Below are 17296 nucleotides of genomic sequence, written 5' to 3' on the forward strand. Positions count from 1 at the left end.
ACTCCTCAAGGGATGCGGAGATCGGAAAACCACCTGAGGATGTGCTCGCCCCGGGCCGCGGGCAATGTCGCGGGAATGGCGCAACTGGCCATTGCGCAGATGCGCCACCCCCCGGCGCGCGCGATCCGTCGTGCCCCAATCGGCGCCGATCAGGGCGCACTTCGCGAATCCCGCGTGACTTCCCGTGGCGCTCCCGCTCCCCTGTGCCGTCGGCGGCCGCCGACGACCGACCTTCATGGCCGCAAGGATCTCCACTCACGAAGACGGCACGTGATCCTCCACACGACGAGGGCGACCAGGCCGACGGGGAGCCAGATGGCGAGGTAGACCAAGGGATCGGGCTGGTGCAGAGCGGACGTGACGACACCTGCAAGGCACGCGGCCGCGGCGGATGCCACGATCACCTTCCCGGTGGGCGCAAGTCTGTCGTCCGGCTCCTGCCGGGGCGGGAACCACTCGTGTGTCGGGCGACGCGTCCGGCCTGCGGCGTGGAGGGCGAACACCGCGCCGTGCAGCAGAATCAGACCACCGGCCAGCCACAGGCCCGGTACCAGGGTCGGCGCCGTGACGGCTTCCTGGACCCGCCCGTCGAAGGTGATGCCGGTCCGGCGGCCGTGCCACAGGAGGATGCCGACGTGGTCACCCCTGCTCAGCCTGGACAGTACGGGATCCGGGTCGTCGAGTTCGATCCTGCCGGACACCGGCGCCGGCCCTCGGACGTCCACCCAGTACTCGCCGCCCCTGCCGTTGGACATGTTCCTCAGATCCCGCACCACCGCGGGGACCACGACCGAACCGGACGTCTCCCGGTATCCCTGCGCCGTCGAGAGGCTGCGCGGATACGGCAGCGTCAGCACGGCGAGACCTCCGAGAAGGAGCAACAGCCCCGAAACCGCCCACCCGGACGTCCGGTGGCGGACCAGCCACGCGGTGGCACCGGCCATGCCGTCACCCCCCTCAGGAAGACATGACTCGGGACGCCCTCGGACGGTTGTAACGCGGGCCCGGAGCCACGCCGGTGGCGGTGGTCAGACCGGCAGCAGGCGAGTGATGAGAGCGCTCAGCTGCCGCACGTTGCGGCACTCGTACATCTTCAGGAGCCCGGCGTAATCGGGGGCGGCGGAATCGCCCGTGCCCCACTGGGTGCGTGGCTCGGGATTGAGCCAGTGGACACGGCGGGCCCTCTCCGAGATCCACCGCACCGCGGCGAGGTTCGGGTCGCTCATGTTCGTACGCGCGTCGCCGAGGACGAACACCGAGGTACGGGAACCCACCGCGTCGGGGTACCGCTCGGTGAACTCGCCGAGGGCGGTCCCGTAGTCACTGCTGTCGTGCCAGCCCGTCACGGTGGCCTCCGACCGGATGCGGGCGGCCAGTCCCTGGGGGTCGGTCCCGCCGTGCACCAGGAGCCCGGTCACCTCGTCGATGCGGTTGACGAAGGCGAACACCCGCACCTTGCTGAACTGGTCGTGCAGCGCCTGCACCAACAGCATCGTGAAGTCCGAGAATCCCGCCACCGAGCCCGACACATCACACAGCAGCACCAGTTCGGGCCGGACGGGACGGCGGCGACGCAGCACCGGATGCATCGGCACCCCGCCCGTCGACAGTGATCCCCGCAGGGTCCGCCGCAGGTCGATGGTCCCGTGGGCGGCACGACGGCGGCGGGCCGCCAGCCGGGTGGCCAGTTTGCGTGCGAGCGGGTGCACCGCCCTGCGCAGTTCGGCGAGTTGAGTCTGTCCGGCGAGCAGGAAGTCGACCCGGTCGGGGGTCGGGGCGACCGCACGTCTGGCGATCTCGTCCCTCCCGCGTCGCTCGGCCACCCGGCGCCGGGCCTCGGTGGCGACCTGCCGGCGGAAGACCTCGATGCGCCTGCGGATCTCGTCCTCCAGCAGCCGGTCGGTGAACCCGGACGCCGCGTTCTGCGCCCTGACGGTGTCCCGGACGCGTGCCAGCAGGGTCTGTGGACGCAGCCGCTCGAGCGTCTGGTACGACGACCAGCCGTCCGAACCGGGTGAGGAGCCGTAACCGCCGAAGCCGTCCACCGCCTCGACTGCCAACTGCGCCGTCATCGCCTCGTCGTTGGCGGTGAGCGAGGCCACGAGCCGGTTGCGCAGTGCGTCCCGGTCCGCGTCCCTCCGCCCCTCCGGGCCTCCCACGCGACGCGGGAAGTACACGTCGAAGACCGAGTCGAACACCCGTCGTTGCGCCTCGCCGTGCAGCAGGGTGGCGGCCAGCCCCTCGCGCAGCCGTTCCCGGTCCGTGAGCCCGAGTGCCTCCAGAGCCTGTGCGGCGTCCACGGTCTCACCGGTGCCGATACGGACGCCGTGCGAGCGGAGGGCGGCGACCAGACCCGTCAGCCGTTCCGCGACGCCCGTCTGCGCCGCCGGGGAGTTCACACGGCACCCAGGTCGAGTTTGGCGGCCGCCTTGAGGATGTCGTCCTGGTGCTTGAGGAGTACGCCGAGGCTGTCCCGTACGACGGTCTCGTCGAGGGTGTCGGCCCCGAGAGCCAGCAGGGTGCGCGCCCAGTCGATGGTCTCGGCGACCGAGGGAACCTTGCGCAGATCCATCTCGCGCAGTGCCCCGACCACACGCACCACGGACTCCGCCAGCGTCTCCTCGAGTCCCGGCACCTTCAGCCTGACGATGCGCCGCTCCAACTCCTCGTCGGGAAAGCCGATGTGGAGGAAGAGGCAGCGGCGGCGCAGCGCCTCCGACAACTCCCGGCTCGCGTTGGAGGTGAGGACGACGAAGGGACGGTCGGTGGCGGTGATCGTGCCGAGTTCGGGGACGGTGATCTGGAAATCGCTGAGCACTTCGAGCAGCAGCCCCTCCACCTCGACGTCGGCCTTGTCGGTCTCGTCGATCAGCAGGACCTTCGGGTCCGTGCCGCGGATGGCGGTCAGCAGCGGACGCGCCAGCAGGAACTCCTCACCGAAGATGTCCGTACGCGTCGCGTCCCAGGTCTCGTCGCGCCCCGCGCTGATGCGCAGCAGTTGCTTGGCGTGGTTCCACTCGTACAGCGCACGTGCTTCGTCGATGCCCTCGTAGCACTGCAGCCGGACGAGTCGTGCCCCCGCGACCTCGGCCACCGCCTTGGCGAGTTCCGTCTTGCCGACCCCGGCCGGGCCCTCCACCAGCAGCGGCTTGCCCAGACGATCGGCCAGGAAGACGGTCGTGGCCACCGCGGGTGACGCCAGGTACCCGGTTGTGGCCAGGCGCGCGGAGACGTCGTCGACGGATGTGAACAACAACGTGGCCTCCGGGTCATCACGGCGGACTCTGACGCTCAACTATCTAAGCGCTTGCTCACCCATCCTGTCACGTGTGACGGAGGCCACGTCGACACCGCGCGGACGCGTCAGTTGGCGATGCCGACCGGTTGCCGGACCGCCTCCGCCTGGTCGACGACCCGCAGCATGTGATGGGCGACGTCGGCGCGCGAGACCAGCACGCCACCGCGCGGGTTGCGCCCGATCGCCGTCCGGTAGACACCGCTGAGGGGTTTGTCGGTGAGCCGCGGTGGCCGCGAGACGGTCCACTCGAGGTCGCTGCGGCGGAGAATGTCCTCCATCAGTGCGAGGTCGGCGTAGTGCGCGCGGAACATGGTGCGGGCGAGGGGGCTTCCCAGATGACGCATGAAGAATCCGTCGCCCGGATCATGCTTCGGCGGATGCGGCCGGTCGGGCGAGGGCACCGTGCCGATCGGTGACGCGCTGACCACCACGAGACGCCTCGCGCCGGTCGTCTGCATCGCCGTCACGATGGCGCGCGTGCCGCGCGAGGTGATGCCCACGTCGGCCTTCGGGCGTCGCGGTCCGAGTCCGGAAAGCACGGCGTCCCTGCCGTCGACGGCGGACGCGAGCAGGTCCGCATCCGGCGCGGCCAGGTCGGCCGTGATCACGCCGAACCGCCCCGCCAGGCCGCTCAGGGGCCGGGGGTCGCGTACGACGGCGGTGACGTCGTGACCGGCCGCCACGGCTTGTTCGAGCAGATGACGGCCTATGCCGCCGGTGGCTGCGAAGATCGTTAGTTTCATGGGTCGTTGTCCTCTTTCGGCTCGTTCCGCTTCGGAGAGCGGCGGTGTGCCGACAGGCGCGGGGACCTCCTGCCGTGTCTGCTTCCTGGGAGCAGCGGCGGTGCGGGACTGTGACATCCGAGCCGGGGATGTGACCCACGTCGCACGGAGCGCGGCCGCGGTGCACCGGTCGACCTGCCGGGGCCGAGCGGGACGCCGCGTCCGCAGGCGCGTGGTGGGGGTGTGTACGGACGCAGCCGGAGACGTTCTCGGTGGACCGCGGCCCGGCTGGGCGCTGCATTGACGCGGCTCGCGATGCCGGCGTTGCCGGCGGGGCTGGGCGAGGGCGGGCACGCATCGCGCGGAGGGGGCTTGGACATGGGGCCGCACCCGGATCCCGGGTGCGGCCGTAACGCGTTCCGTTGCCTCCACTTCTACCCCGTTGATTTCAGGACGGGATAAAGCCGTCGCGAAACCCCCGGCGGTGATGCGGAACGAGCCGGAGAAGGCCCCGTCGGGGCACGGGCCTGCCGACCTCGGGCCCACACGGTTCGGCAGGCCCGCTCATCACCGGGGCACACCGTCGGTGTCACGGCCGCCGGCCCACCGCAGCGCCACAGGGGGGCCGCCGTCCCCGCGGCGATGCCCGAGGTGAGTGTGCGGCCCCGGCCGCCGTCGCCGGGTTTCGAGAAGCGGTACCAGGCCCCCGCACGGTGGCCGTGTCGTCCGGCGCCGAGCGGAGCACGTGGCTCGCCGGCGGCCCCAGCAGGGTCGCGAGGGCCGCGCCGACCGCCATCGCCGGCACCGACGCCCGTGTGAGCAGGCCGGGCGGCAACCGAAATGACCACGACACCACGGCGAGCGGGGTCACGTCGGCGGCCCGCAGGAGCAGCCGGTCGTTGAGTGGCGTGGTTCCCGGCGCCGTCCAGCCACCGAGCACAAGGCGCCTTGAAATCGCCGTCGTCCAGGGGGTGGCACGGGCCGTGGGCGTCTGTCCGGATGACGGCACCTGGCCAAGGACCGGTTGACGCAAGGGCGCTGCGATGAGCCGGGCGGCCCCGGCGAACCGCAGTGCCCGCCCGCGACGTGCGCGGGCGGGCACCGGCCGGTCGGCCGTGTCAGGAGTGGTTCACAGCTCCTTGATCCGGATGTCCCGGTAGGAGATCACATCCGTGGTGCTGTGGACCTGCAGTCCGATGTAGCCAGAGGCGAACCGCCGTCCGTCCGTGCCCGGGTCGTCCGAGCGCGGCGGGTAGAACTCCTGACCTCCGATGTTGTCGAACTCGTTGATGAGAACACCGTTGCGGTAGATCGAGTAGTGCTGGTCGACCACACGGATCTCGTAGTCGTTCCACGTTCCCTTCTGGGTCACTCCCGCCCCGGCGAGCCCCACCCGGTCGAAACCGTAGATCGAGCCCGTCTTGTACATGTCGCCGTCGGGCCGGTCGAACACCTGCACCTCGTGCCCGTACTCGATGGCGACCCATTCCGGTCGCGACTCTGCCGGGTGGTCGTGCACGCCCGGGAAGCGGACGAACACACCGGCGTTGGCGTTGCCGGTTCCGGGCGCGTCGTCACGCCATTGGAGCTTCAGCGAGAAGTCGCCGTACTTGCGCTGCGGGAACCAGAGCATGCCCAGGCCCCCCTTCGTGGTACCGCTGGTGATCGACCCGTCGGTGTTGAGGGCGAACGAACCACCGCCCACCTGTTCCCACTTGGCGAGGGACCCCGCGCTCCCGTCGAAGATCTTGCGGTAGCCCTCGGTCTGTCCGGGCTTGCCGATCCCGGACTGACGGGCGGCCCGCTGGATCGCGTTGTACTCGCGCTTGTCGACGACACCTTCGTCGCGGAGGTCGTCCAGCACCTTCTGCACGTGCTTGAGGAACAGGGCGTGGGACGTCCACTCCTTCTCGTCCTCGATCAGCTCGTTGATCCGGCACCGGTTGTTCGTGACCCGGTTGGGAACACCCGAATCGACCGTACCGACGATCACCGTCAACCGCTCGTCGTACTCGGGGCAGTTGGGCGCCGGGACGCCGCCTCCCGCCACGACCGTGAAGTTCACGGTGCCCGGTGTGGAGGTGTTGCCCGCCTTGTCGCTCGCCCGGTAGGCGAGGGAGTGGGCGCCGGCGCGGTCGACCACCACGGGCACGGTGTACGCCAGGTAGGGCCCGGCGTCGAGGGAGTACTCGACGCTCGACACACCGGAGCCGCCCTCGTCGGTCGCGCTCACCGTCACCTTGGCACTGCCGACGTACGCGCCGTCGGAGTTCTTCGTGCCCTCCACCGCGACGCCCGTGACGGGTGCCGTCGTGTCCTGCGGCGGCGCCGCCACGACCGTGAACTGCACGCTCTTCTCGGCCGAGACGTTGCCCGCCTTGTCGGTGGCGCGATAGCGCACGGTCTGGGCGCCGACCTGGTGCACCATCACCGGCCCGCTGTACGGCTGCCATGCGCCCGAGCCGACCGCGTACTCGATCGAGTTGACTCCGGAGCCGGTGTCGGAGGCGGTGACGGTGACCGTGGCCATGTCGATGTACGTCCCGTCGGCGTTCCGTTCACCGCTCACCGTCGCCGAGGTCTCCGGCGGTGCGGTGTCGTCGGACGGCGGTGCGACGACGGTGAACTCGACGCTCTTCTCCGCCGAGACGTTGCCCGCCTTGTCCAGGGCCCGATGGCGGACCTTGTGGCTGCCCGTCAGGTCGACGACGACCGGTGTGGTGTACGGCTGCCAGGCGCCCGTGTCCCCGATCGCGTACTCGATCCGGTCGACGCCGCTGCCGCCCTCGTCGGTGGCCGCGATCGTCACGGTCGCCGCTCCGACGTACTCGCCCTGGGCGTTCTGCGCGCCCGTCACCTGGGCGGACGTCTGAGGCGGTGTCGTGTCCGAGCCGCCGCCCTCGGTCACCACCAGCACGCCCTGCATCTGCCCGTGTCCGGGGATCGTGCAGTGGTAGAGGTACCGGCCGGGGGTGAGCGTGACCTCGGCCGTGTGGCGGCCGCCCATGTCGTCGTTCGGGTTGGCCAGGATGTTGACCTGGACGTCGCTGTTGTATTCGGGGTCGCTGGTCACGAACGTCAACGTGTGCGGCATGCCGGTGGTGTTGCCGGTCGCCGCGCTGTTCTCGAAGACGATCGTCGCCGGACCCGCCACCGCAGTGGTGGGCGCGGAACCGTACTTGGTGATGTCGTCGCCCGCGGTCCAGGTGAGAACCTGTGCGGCGTCCGGTGCCTTGGCCCGCGCCGCATCCTGTCCGGCAGCGGACGTCGTCTGCAGGCCGAGCATCATGAGCAGGGCGGCCAGTAGCGCCGCCCACATTCTCCTGTGCCGTATCACTCGGTCCTCCTCGCCAGTTGGTCGGCGGCCGGCGTCGGCCCACCGCCCGTGTAGGTGACCCGCCACAGCGCCGACTTGGAGTCGCTGGTGAAGAATCCGCGGCCGTAGTCGAGGACGTACAGCGAACCGTCGGGACCGAACTTCCAGTCCATGAGGTTCTTGATGCCGTCGTTGCCGATCGGCACGATCTTCTTCAGCGACTCCGAGTGCACCGGCAGACCGCCGTCCCCCTGGGTGGCGGGGTCCATGAGCACCGCGTTGCGCGGTTGGTCGGCGTCGTAGAAGTCGCCGATGAACCACTTGCCGTCCCAGTAGGCGGGCCACTTCGTCGTGTTGGCGTTCGCCGCGTCGTATCGGTACACCGGCCCGTTCATCGCGGCCTGACCGCCGCCCTTGAGCCAGGGCAGCCGGTAGGTGGCCTCCTCCTGCTTGTAGGACGGGACGCCGTTCGCGTCGCGGGGGTAGTCGGGTCCGCCGCCCTGCGGCGAGTACCAGACGTTGTTGCCGGTGACCGGCGGCAGGTTCACCAGGCCGTCGTTGTTCGGCGACTCGTTCTTCGGGTGGTCGCAGTCGTACCAGCCCAGCGGCTGCGAGGGGTCGGGCAGGTTGCGGTCCCGGTAGGGCTGCTTGTTGCCCATGCAGTACGGCCAGCCCCGGTTGCTCGCCTTGGTGATCACGGCGAAGGTGTCGTACTTGGCGGGCCCCCAGATCGGCGACGGCTGGCCCGCGTCCGGACCGACCCAGCCCGCGTAGAGGATGTCGGTCGACTTGTCGACGAAGATACGTGCGGGGTTCCGTACTCCCATCGCATAGATCTCGCCGCGCGTCTTGCCGCCTCCCTCGGCTGTCTCCTTGCCGGTGAAGAGATTGCCCTCAGGAAGGGTGTACGTGCCGTCGGGCTCGGGGTGGATGCGCAGGATCTTGCCGTTGAGGTTGTGGGTGTTGCCCGCGGTGCGGCGTGCGTCCGCGAACGAGACGCCCTTGTAGTTGGGCTGGGGGTTGTTGCCCGAGTAACCGCCGCTGAATCCGCTGGAGTTGTTGTCCCCGGTGGCGACGTACAGGTTGCCCTTGGAGTCCCAGGTCATCCCACCGCCCGCATGGCAGCAACTGTGGATCTGCACGGGCCACTTGAGCAGGACCTTCTCACTGCCGAGGTCGAGCTTGTCCGTGGCGAGGTCCAGTGTGAAGCGGGAGACGCGCCGTTCGGCCATGTGCGTGTCACGGTTGATCTGGGAGTGGGGGGTGTAGTGCAGGTACACCCAGCCGTTCTGCTCGAACTTCGGGTCCAGTTCGATGCCGAGCAGCCCCTCCTCGACCTTGGTCAGCTCGTCGCCGCCGCCCTTGTTGCCGAAGACCGTCAACTCACCCGCGAGGGTCACTTTCCCGGTCTTCGGATCGTAGACGTGGATCTGGCCCTTGCCCTTGCCGACGTCCGGGTCGTTCCAGTCGGTGATCACGGGCTGGGAGCCGTCGGCACCGCCCCGGCCGATGTACAGCACGCGGCCGTCGGGTGCGGCCACCAGGCCGTGCGGTTCGCCGATCTGGTCGCTCCGACCCGGCTGGTTGGGCTGGGTGAGACGCTCCGCCTTGTAGTTGCCGGTGATCGTCGCCTTGCAGTCGGCCTGCACCAGCCGTGTCGTCCACAGCAGTGCGCCGCGCAGATGGGCGCGGAAGTCCGTCTCGTCGTACGACGAGACGGTGCCGCCCATGCCGGTGTAGAAGGAGCGTCCGCCGTCGTAGTCACGGCACCAGCTGACCGGGTGGTCCGAGCCGTTGCCGTTGGCGCCCGGCTGGTACGTCGACTCGCGTACCCGCGCCACGGTGTGCACCTCGCCGGAGGGGTTCTTCGCCCAGTTCAGCCACTGGTCGGGCCGCTTCCACTGCACCGGAAGGTCCCTGGTGGCCGGGTGCAGCCGGTCGCCCACCTCGACGGTGGCACGCTGGACGCTCGTCGGGCTGTTCGCGGCCGGCCGGGCTCCCACGAGGCCGGTGAACCACTCCGAGTACGGCTCCGCGCGGGCCGCGTCATGGATGCCGACGAATCCGCCGCCGGCCTCCATGTAGGCCTCGAGGCCGGCCTCCTCGTCCGGGTCGAGGACATCGCCACCGCCGGTCAGGAACACGACGGAGTTGAAACGGCCCAGCTTCTTCTCGTTGGTGAAGACCGAGGCGTCGTCCGTCGCCTCGATCTTGAAGCGCTGGCTCGCCGGGCCGGTCAGTCCGATCTTTTCGATGGTCTCGATCCCCGCGTTCACCACGGGGGACTCGTCCCCGGCCGCGGCGGAGCCGTAGAAGATCAGCACCCGAACGTTCGCGCCGCCTGGCGGCGACTTGATCGACATCGTTGTCGGGGACGGTTCCGGGACCGGACGCGCGCTGGCGGTGGGACCCGACAGCAGGCCGGCCGCGAGGACGCCGGCGGTCAGGGCCGCAGCCCAGAGACGTCTTGTTATGCCCTTGGTGCTCAACTCGCGTAAGTGCGTGGGTTCTTGATGCGAGGTCAACCGCATGTGGTCACCCAACCCTCCTCGGTCGCAGCAGCAGCGCCAAGGAAGCTAGACCTCTTTGCTCGGTTCGCCAATAGGTATGACCGCGATGCAACGAACTTTGTCCTGAGTGTGGATAAACGGAGCGTCGGCCGGTACCGTCGCACAGGTTCATCACAGCTACGTCTTTGCAAATCCCGTATCAGTGTGGGGAGTTCGCCATGGACAGACGCAGCTTCAACCGACGGGTGCTGCTGGGTGGTGCGGTCGTCGCGACATCGTTGTCCCTGGGGCCGGAGTCCGCCGTCGCGGAGGCTCCGGCGAAGACGGCCGCCGCCGGGGGCGAGGTGAAACACATCAAGATGTACGCCGAGCAACTCGCCGACGGGCAGATGGGCTACGGCCTCGAGAAGGGCAAGGCGACGGTTCCCGGCCCGCTGATCGAGATCAACGAGGGCGACACGCTGCACATCGAGTTCGAGAACACGATGGACGTCCCCGCCAGCCTGCATGTGCACGGCTTGGACTACGAGATCTCCAGCGACGGCACAAAGCTGAACAAGAGCGACGTCGAACCGGGTGGCACACGCACCTACACCTGGCGCACCCACGCCCCCGGCCGCCGGAAGGACGGCACCTGGCGGGCGGGCAGCGCGGGCTACTGGCACTACCACGACCACGTCGTCGGGACCGAACACGGCACCGGCGGGATCCGAAAGGGCCTGTACGGCCCCGTGATCGTCCGCCGCAAGGGAGATGTCCTGCCGGACCGGACGTACACGATCGTCTTCAACGACATGACGATCAACAACCGCGCGCCGCACTCCGGACCCGACTTCGAGGCCACCGTGGGCGACCGGGTCGAGTTCGTGATGATCACGCACGGCGAGTACTACCACACCTTCCATATGCACGGTCACCGCTGGGCGGACAACCGCACGGGCCTGCTCACCGGGCCCGAAGACCCGAGCCGGATCGTCGACAACAAGATCGTCGGACCGGCGGACTCCTTCGGGTTCCAGGTCATCGCGGGGGAGGGCGTCGGCGCGGGCGCATGGATGTACCACTGCCATGTGCAGAGCCACTCCGACATGGGCATGGTGGGGCTGTTCCTGGTGAAGAAGGCGGACGGAACGATCCCCGGGTACGACCCGCACGACCACGAACCCGGGCACGAGCACTGACGGGCCCGCGGCCCGCTCGGGGGCGAGCCTTCCGCGGCCCGCTCGGACGTCCCGCACCGGACGTCCGAAGCGCAGGGCCGCACGGGGCGTGTCGCGTGGCGCCCGCCCTCGGGGGCGGGCGGCCGTGGCGGCGGAGGCCGTGAGGGGGTCTATGCGTCCGACCAGGAGTGGAAGACGGCTGCCTGGCCGTGGTGGACACCGGTGGCGTCCGTCACGTTCCACATGGTGACGTCCTCTATCCAGAAGCGTCCGCCCGTCCTGGTCCGGCGCAGACCTCGGTATCCCGATGCGTAGCCGTCGGCGGCCACTGAGGCGATGAAGGAGTCGCGACCGGGCTGGTCGTGAGGTGCCGCGGACAGACGCGAGGGCAGCGCGGTGAACTCCTCCCAGGTGTAGTCGAAGCGCTGCTGGGCGGTGTGATTGGCGTAGACGAACACCGGATCGTCGGCCGTGTCATGGGCGAGCAACCCGAACGGCGCCTGCCGGTACAGCCACTCGGCCGCCTCCTCGTCCGAGGACCGGGCGGCCGGGCACAACGGCCGGCCCGTCTGCCGCTCGTAGCTGGACAGCAGGAGCCGGGAGAAGGCCGGATTCGCTCCGTCCGGCAGATTCGCGTGGTGCATGGATCCTCCGTGCGTGGCCCACCCGTCCCGGGCGCCTGACCGAGTAATCGAACAAGTCGACAAACATGATGCATGTGCGAAGTGGCGCGCCCTTGAGCGGGGTGCGCGATTCCCGTCGGTCGTCGCCTCGGCGTGCCGTCCGGACCGTCGGGTGTCACGTCCGCAAAGGCGCATTGCGGCTGCCGGGGGCCGCACACCCGGGCGAGCGCAGCGCTGCAGGGACGTCCGTTCGATCGCAGGGGGAGTGATGTGCGCGGGGTCGGGCCTTTCCGGCGGGTGCCGGTTGAGAAGACGATCGCCCTTCGGCACGGTGCGCGCCGTTCGGGGCGCTGCACTGCCGAAAGTCGACGGGCCGACCCCGCCACGGCCCATGTTGATGCATGTTGTTAGTTGTTGCAATATCAGTGCAATAAAGACATTACGTGTCCCCGCTCCGCAGTCCCGGGGTCTCACGAAGAAGCGATCAGTAGAAGTGACGCCCGGGGTGCGGCCCCTCTGGAGGAGGGGCCGCACCCTGAACCTCAGTTCCGGGTCATGGCGGGCGGGGCGGCATCGGCGCCCCAGCTCGTCGGCTTGTCGGAGAGCTTGATCTTGATCGTGCCGGAGCGCAGCAGGTCCTTGTGGGAGAGCCAGCTCTGGCGCAACGTGCCCTTGCCCGTGTCGACCGAGGACACGTACTGGAGCTTGGATGCGTCGGCGCCCGGTGCGTGGATGGTGATCGTGCGTCCGTGTTCCGGCCGGATCTGGACCTTGTCGAACATGGGCGCCGTGATCACGTAGGTGGCGGCGCCGGGCTGGGCCTCGAAGATGCCGGCCATGGCGAAGACGAGCAGCGACGAGGTGGCGCCGAGATCGTCATTGCCGGGCATGCCGTACACGCTGTCGGTGAAGAGTGTCCGCATCGCGCGGAGCACGGCCGAGGTCTTCCACGGCGCCCCGGTCCACGTGTACATCCACGGAGCGTGGAAGTCGGGCTCGTTGTTGGGGTTGAAGGCGAAGTTGTTGTGGTAGTCGTAGGCGCCGGTCACCCAGGAGTCCGAAGCGGCCTTCGCCGGGTCGGTGAGCACGGTCGGCATGTCGAAGAACTTGTCGAGCCGCTGCTCGGCCTGCGCCTGGCCGCCCATGAGCCCGAAAAGGGTCTGCGGGTCCTGCTGGGCGAGCCATTGGTACTGCCACGCGGTCCCCTCGTGGAACGGGGCCGTCTGGGTGGGGTCGGGGTTGCCTGCGACGGTGCCGTCCGCGTTCCTGGCGACGGGGAACCCGGCGAAGCCCTGCGATGTGACGCCGGGGTCCCAGAGCTTGGTGAAGTTGTCGCAGCGAGAGGCGAGCGTCGCGGCCTTGTCCTGGTAGCCGAGGCCGTCGGCCATCGTGGACAGGGCGCAGTCGGCGAGTGCGTACTCGAGCGTCGCCGAGCCCGCCTGCCGGCTGTCGCCGTACTTGTACCCGGGCAGATTCTGGTAGCCGACCCAGCCGTTCTGGACATACGTCGGGTTGCCGTCACGGCCGCGGAATACGGACTGGTCCGCGGGAACGTCGTTGACGTTCTTCCAGAGCGCGTCGAACAACTGGCGCGCGGTGCCCTTGTCGAGCAGCCCCCGGTTGTAGATGTCGACGATCCACGGGGTGATCGGGTCGCCGCTCATCACGTTGGTCTCGCTGTTGCCGAGCGCCCAGCGGGGCAGCCAGCCACCGTCCTGATAGATGTGCAGCACGGACTTGGCCATGTCGGCGGCCTTGTCCGGGTTCAGCAGGGCCACCAGCTGGTTCTGCGAACGGTAGGTGTCCCAGAGCGAGAACATCTGGTAGTAGGTGGAATCCGCGCGGTGCACCTGGTCGTCGAAGCCGCGGTAGCGCTTGTCGACGTCGGACCCGATCGACGGATGCAGCAGCGAGTGGTAGAGCGCGCTGTAGTACGTGCGCTGGTCGGCGGTGCTGCCGCCGGCCACACGCATACGGTTCAGCTCGTCCTTCCAACCGGTGTGCGCCGCGGTGCGGGCCCTGTCGAACGACTTCGGCTGCTCCGCCTTGCGGTTGAGGCGCGCACCGTCGATCGAGGTGTAGGACAGGCCCACCGAAGCGCCGACCTGGTCGCCCTTGGCCGGGTCGAACGTCACCCAGGCACCGGCGCGCCTGGTGCCGCGCGAGGCGTCACGCTGGTTCGGGGTCAGCGTGCCGTCGCTCCATGTGCCGAAACTCGAGAACGTCCGGTCGAACGTGGCACTGAAGAAGATGCGGTAGCGCTCCTTGCCGGTCTCACCGCAGAAATTGCCGCCCTGGAGCCAGCCTTCGACGGTGTTGTCGCCGACGACGTGGACGTCCCCGGCGTAGGTGCTTCCGTTGCTCTGCCCGACCTCGATGAGCACGTTCTCGGCGCCCGATCCGGCGGGGTAGGTGTAGCGGTGCTGGCCGGTCCGCTGCGTCGCGGTGAGCTCGGCCTGGATCCCGTTGTCGAACTTCACACCGTAATAGCCCGGCGCACGAGTCTCGTTGTCATGGCTGAACTTCGCGCCGTACTGTGCCGGGTCGGACGATGTGACCGCACCCGTGGTCGGCATGAACCGGAAGTCGCCCATCGTCTGGCAGCCGACGCCCGACAGGTGCGTATGACTGAAGCCGAGGATGGTGTCCTGCTTGTAGTCGTACGAGGCGTACTGGTTCAGCTGTGTGTCGGGGCTCAGCTGCACCATGCCGAACGGCACGGCGGCGCCCGGGAAGGTGGTTCCGTCACCGTTGTTGCCGATGGACGTGTCGACCAGGGTGGTGGGGTCGTCGGCGAACGTCGGCCCCTGTGCCTTGGCGTTCGCGACGCCGGAGGTGGCGGAGGCGGCGACCACGGTGGTGGCGAGCAACAAGGCGGTGAACACGCGTTGCAACGCTCTCATCGCGTTCCTTTCTTGCGACAACGTTGTCAATCTCGCGCCCTCGATCTTTGTCCTTCGGGTGCCGTCCCGTCAATGCATCGTCGGTCGCAGCCGGTTCGCCCTGATGTGATGCCAACTGAGGGGAATGTGCGCCGATTTGTGAGGCCGCCTGCGACCGGAACGGTACGGTCGAGATGCGCGGCCGGTGGTCCGCGTCGAGCTGGGGGAGCGGTGCCGGTCCGAGGCAGATCCTGTTGTCGTTGCGCCGATCGTGTGTACTCGTCTCCGGTGATCCGCGATCACGTTCGCCGACGCGGCATGCGGACCGTCACCCCCGGCGCGTGGACCGGACCGGACGACGTCCGCGGCGGGGCCGGCTCGGAACTGTCCCGGTCGGCGACACCGCCGACCGGACGTGCATCGTGCCTCCGGGGTTCGACGTCGAGGTGTGTGGGCAGCGCAGCACTGTCGTGCCGTGGCTTGTCCGACTGGGACAGTGGCCAAGCCCTTGTGTGTGAACCGACCCGCTTGCCGTTGCTCGCCGGATGGTGCAGTCGTGTTCTTCGAGGGGCCGCAGGTGGATGGTCGTGGTTGTCGGACGCGGCGCATCAGGGCGTCTCTCGGGCGTGCCCCTACCCGGAGCCCGTCGGCCGTGTCGCGGAGCGGCCAGGCGTCGTCGGCGTGCGTGAATCGATCCCGAGCGCGAGGCTGGATGTGTGGCTGAGCGTCGTGTGATCGTGTATCCACCCTCGGAGACGGGTGGTCGACGGGTGCGTGCGGACGGGGACATCCTGGGCACCGCGTATTCGCTCCAGGAGCTGGCGTTCTTCTTGCAGAACCAGGGCATCATGGACCAGGACGAGCAGTCCGTCAGGACATGCGAACTGATCGAGTGGCGCGGTGGTGGGCCGGACGTGTGGCAGCACTGAGCGCGCCCCGGGGCCGGCGATCGGGTTTCCTGTGCCGCCTCACTTCGAACGGCCGTCAGGTGTGGCAGCTCGGCAAAGGGCCCGGCGACCGTCGTCGGTCTCGGCGGCATCACTTCAGGCACATGTCCGGGGCTTCGAACCTCCCGTGGGCTGAGGGCAATTGACCGGGCGCGCCGTCCGGGACCATGTCCGCGGATACGTCCCGGTGCCTGCGGGCTGCTCCCGGGTGGCGCGACCCGCGCGGTGGAGGTCCCCGGTGGCGTTGGGTTCGGAGGTCTTGCCGAGGCTGTCCGTGTCGGCCCTGACGACGTAGACGGGTCACGATTCCCGACCGGGGCCGTGTCCTCACACCCTGTCCGGAAGGGCGTAGGGGCACGAGGTGTCGTTCTCCTCGAGCGTCGCCGGGCCCGCCTCTCTGAGCCGGCCGGCGGTTGCGCCGATCCGCGGACTCGACTTCCCCGCCGCGGTGGACGAGGCGGGTGTCCTGTCCGCCTCAGGTGCCGGGCAGCAGCCCGGTTTCAAGGTGCTCGTGGTGCTGCGCGCGGCTAGGGTCGAAAGGCACCTCAATCAGCAGTGCAGGCCATCCGTACCGGACGCCGCGGCCGTCCACTCCGGCCCCGCACCGATGGGTGGCACTTCCTGAAGGAGCGTGGTGGGCGTGGCCCGGAATCGCCGTCTGATCCTGAGCTCGCCGTCCGAGGTCTGGAGCCTGCTCTCCGACGGTCATCGATACAGCGAGTGGGTAACGGGGAATCAGCAGGTCCTCACGGCCGACCCGCACTGGCCGGACGTAGGTGCACGCCTTCAACTCCGGGTCGGCGTCGGCCCCCTGGCTCTTGAGGACACCTGCGTCGTGCGGGTCTCCGTACCGGAACGACGTCTGGAACTGGAGGCGAAGGCAGGCCCCTTCGGCGCGGCGCGCATCGCCATGAACCTGATCCCCTGGGGCGAGAACACCCTCTTGATCCTTGACTGGCACCCCCTGCGGGGGCCGGGCACCAGGATGCACGGGGTCCCCGTGGACTACTTCATGGCAATCCGGAACGGCATGATGCTGACGAAGCTCGCTCGGATCGCGGTGCGCGAGCACGGCAAGAGGGACGTCCGCAGCGAGTAGGGCGTCCGCCGCGGCGGACGCCCTACTCGCTGCGGTCCCGCAGATTTCCGGGGCGGGGTGGGCTCGCCGGGTGCGGCGACGGCACCGAGGCCGTCGGCGCCGGGGGGCACGGCGATCCGATGCGGCCGGCCCTGTTTGCCAAGGGAAGTCGGCAGTCGTCGCTGTCACAGCAAGGATCCCACCGGTGGAGCTCCAGTCGCTCCCCGGCCGAAGGTACTGACCACGGACCCCGATGACCCTGCGGCCACGTCCCGGGCGGACCCTTCCGAAAAGACGGGCGCCGAGTGGCGACGCGCCTGCGCTACCGCTGCGGTGGGTTGTCCCGACCTCGGTCGCCGAGCTGGTCCCTCAGCTTGTCCTGGGCCGTGTCGACCTGGCTCTGGTACTTGTTCTGGGTCCTTTGATCGACGTAGTCCCCCGCCTTGTCGACGGCCTGGTCCGATTGAGCCTCGTGGCCCCGCAGCATCTGCTTGAGCTTGTCCATCACGGACATCGTGTCCTCCTCGAAGCAGTGGTTCCGCGACCACTCCAGGATCACCCTCTATGGCGTGAGCTGCATCTGCTGCGTCGATTCCGCTCCGCCCTCCAGGACCAGGATATGGACCGGACCCGCCCGACCGACGGACCGCGGAGTTCCTTGCCGGGGGCCTCCGGAGCCCAATGCAGTTGCTTTTGAGTCGGCTGGTCCGTTGACCTGCTCGTGGAGGGGTGGGGGCCGGGATGCCGGTCGCGCATTGGG

Annotated in this window: 12 protein-coding genes; 3 read left to right on the forward strand and 9 right to left on the reverse strand. The window is 69.0% G+C overall.

Annotated elements, in window-relative coordinates:
- Positions 1–233: 233 nt before the first annotated feature.
- The 6 genes from ACSHXN_RS38835 to ACSHXN_RS38860 all read right to left on the reverse strand — a co-directional run bounded on the left by ACSHXN_RS38835 (position 234) and on the right by ACSHXN_RS38860 (position 9867).
- Positions 234–944 carry a hypothetical protein gene (locus ACSHXN_RS38835; protein WP_355131381.1) on the reverse strand — a complete coding sequence of 237 codons (711 nt, stop codon included), beginning with the start codon at positions 942–944 and terminating at the stop codon, positions 234–236.
- An 84-nt stretch (positions 945–1028) separates the two neighbouring features.
- Complete coding sequence (locus tag ACSHXN_RS38840; RefSeq protein WP_438305659.1) at positions 1029–2399, reverse strand: vWA domain-containing protein; 1371 nt, start codon at positions 2397–2399, stop codon at positions 1029–1031.
- Complete coding sequence (locus ACSHXN_RS38845) at positions 2396–3253, reverse strand: AAA family ATPase (RefSeq protein WP_355131721.1); 858 nt, start codon at positions 3251–3253, stop codon at positions 2396–2398. The genes ACSHXN_RS38840 and ACSHXN_RS38845 overlap by 4 nt, the downstream gene beginning before the upstream one ends.
- Before the next feature lie 110 nt (positions 3254–3363).
- Positions 3364–4041, reverse strand: a complete 678-nt coding sequence (locus ACSHXN_RS38850; protein ID WP_355131377.1) for an NAD(P)-dependent oxidoreductase — start codon at positions 4039–4041, stop codon at positions 3364–3366.
- Positions 4042–5149: 1108 nt separating this feature from the next.
- Positions 5150–7339, reverse strand: a complete 2190-nt coding sequence (locus tag ACSHXN_RS38855; protein WP_438306530.1) for an OmpL47-type beta-barrel domain-containing protein — start codon at positions 7337–7339, stop codon at positions 5150–5152.
- A 14-nt stretch (positions 7340–7353) separates the two neighbouring features.
- Positions 7354–9867: a ThuA domain-containing protein gene (locus tag ACSHXN_RS38860; RefSeq protein ID WP_438305661.1), complete on the reverse strand. Its 2514-nt coding sequence runs from the start codon at positions 9865–9867 to the stop codon at positions 7354–7356.
- Positions 9868–10064: 197 nt separating this feature from the next.
- Here ACSHXN_RS38860 and ACSHXN_RS38865 point away from each other — a divergent pair, with 197 nt between their 5' ends.
- Entirely contained in the window at positions 10065–11027 is a 963-nt protein-coding gene (locus ACSHXN_RS38865; RefSeq protein WP_355131373.1) for a multicopper oxidase domain-containing protein, read from the forward strand.
- Positions 11028–11176: 149 nt separating this feature from the next.
- Here ACSHXN_RS38865 and ACSHXN_RS38870 read toward each other — a convergent pair whose 3' ends face one another.
- Together ACSHXN_RS38870 and ACSHXN_RS38875 are read right to left on the reverse strand one after the other, a co-directional pair.
- The gene (locus ACSHXN_RS38870) at positions 11177–11650 is read right to left on the reverse strand and encodes an MEKHLA domain-containing protein (protein WP_355131371.1); all 474 of its coding nucleotides are present in this window, start codon (positions 11648–11650) and stop codon (positions 11177–11179) included.
- A gap of 521 nt (positions 11651–12171) precedes the next feature.
- Positions 12172–14532, reverse strand: a complete 2361-nt coding sequence (locus tag ACSHXN_RS38875) for a GH92 family glycosyl hydrolase (protein ID WP_438305664.1) — start codon at positions 14530–14532, stop codon at positions 12172–12174.
- Between the two features lie 695 nt (positions 14533–15227).
- On the opposite strand from ACSHXN_RS38875, the gene ACSHXN_RS38880 reads away from it, so the two are divergent.
- Together ACSHXN_RS38880 and ACSHXN_RS38885 are read left to right on the forward strand one after the other, a co-directional pair.
- A complete protein-coding gene (locus ACSHXN_RS38880) occupies positions 15228–15440 on the forward strand; it encodes a hypothetical protein (protein ID WP_355131367.1) in 213 nt (70 codons plus the stop codon).
- A 658-nt stretch (positions 15441–16098) separates the two neighbouring features.
- On the forward strand, positions 16099–16557 hold the full coding sequence (locus ACSHXN_RS38885) for an SRPBCC family protein (RefSeq protein ID WP_356109791.1): 459 nt from the start codon (positions 16099–16101) through the stop codon (positions 16555–16557).
- Positions 16558–16858: 301 nt separating this feature from the next.
- On the opposite strand, the gene ACSHXN_RS38890 is transcribed toward ACSHXN_RS38885, so the two are convergent.
- Positions 16859–17050, reverse strand: coding sequence for an antitoxin (locus ACSHXN_RS38890; RefSeq protein ID WP_355133849.1), 192 nt, complete (start codon positions 17048–17050; stop codon positions 16859–16861).
- Positions 17051–17296 lie beyond the last annotated feature (246 nt).

This window comes from Streptomyces sp. HUAS TT11 (assembly GCF_051553595.1).
Classification (GTDB): domain Bacteria; phylum Actinomycetota; class Actinomycetes; order Streptomycetales; family Streptomycetaceae; genus Streptomyces.

What these genes read in the sequence shown, in the direction of transcription:
- ACSHXN_RS38870 (WP_355131371.1), bottom strand. Translation starts at nt 11,650, where the DNA reads ATGCACCACGCGAATCTGCCGGACGGAGCGAATCCGGCCTTCTCCCGG.
- ACSHXN_RS38855 (WP_438306530.1), bottom strand. Translation starts at nt 7,339, where the DNA reads ATGTGGGCGGCGCTACTGGCCGCCCTGCTCATGATGCTCGGCCTGCAG.
- ACSHXN_RS38875 (WP_438305664.1), bottom strand. Translation starts at nt 14,532, where the DNA reads ATGAGAGCGTTGCAACGCGTGTTCACCGCCTTGTTGCTCGCCACCACC.
- ACSHXN_RS38850 (WP_355131377.1), bottom strand. Translation starts at nt 4,041, where the DNA reads ATGAAACTAACGATCTTCGCAGCCACCGGCGGCATAGGCCGTCATCTG.
- ACSHXN_RS38865 (WP_355131373.1), top strand. Translation starts at nt 10,065, where the DNA reads ATGGACAGACGCAGCTTCAACCGACGGGTGCTGCTGGGTGGTGCGGTC.
- ACSHXN_RS38860 (WP_438305661.1), bottom strand. Translation starts at nt 9,867, where the DNA reads ATGCGGTTGACCTCGCATCAAGAACCCACGCACTTACGCGAGTTGAGC.
- ACSHXN_RS38890 (WP_355133849.1), bottom strand. Translation starts at nt 17,050, where the DNA reads ATGTCCGTGATGGACAAGCTCAAGCAGATGCTGCGGGGCCACGAGGCT.
- ACSHXN_RS38835 (WP_355131381.1), bottom strand. Translation starts at nt 944, where the DNA reads ATGGCCGGTGCCACCGCGTGGCTGGTCCGCCACCGGACGTCCGGGTGG.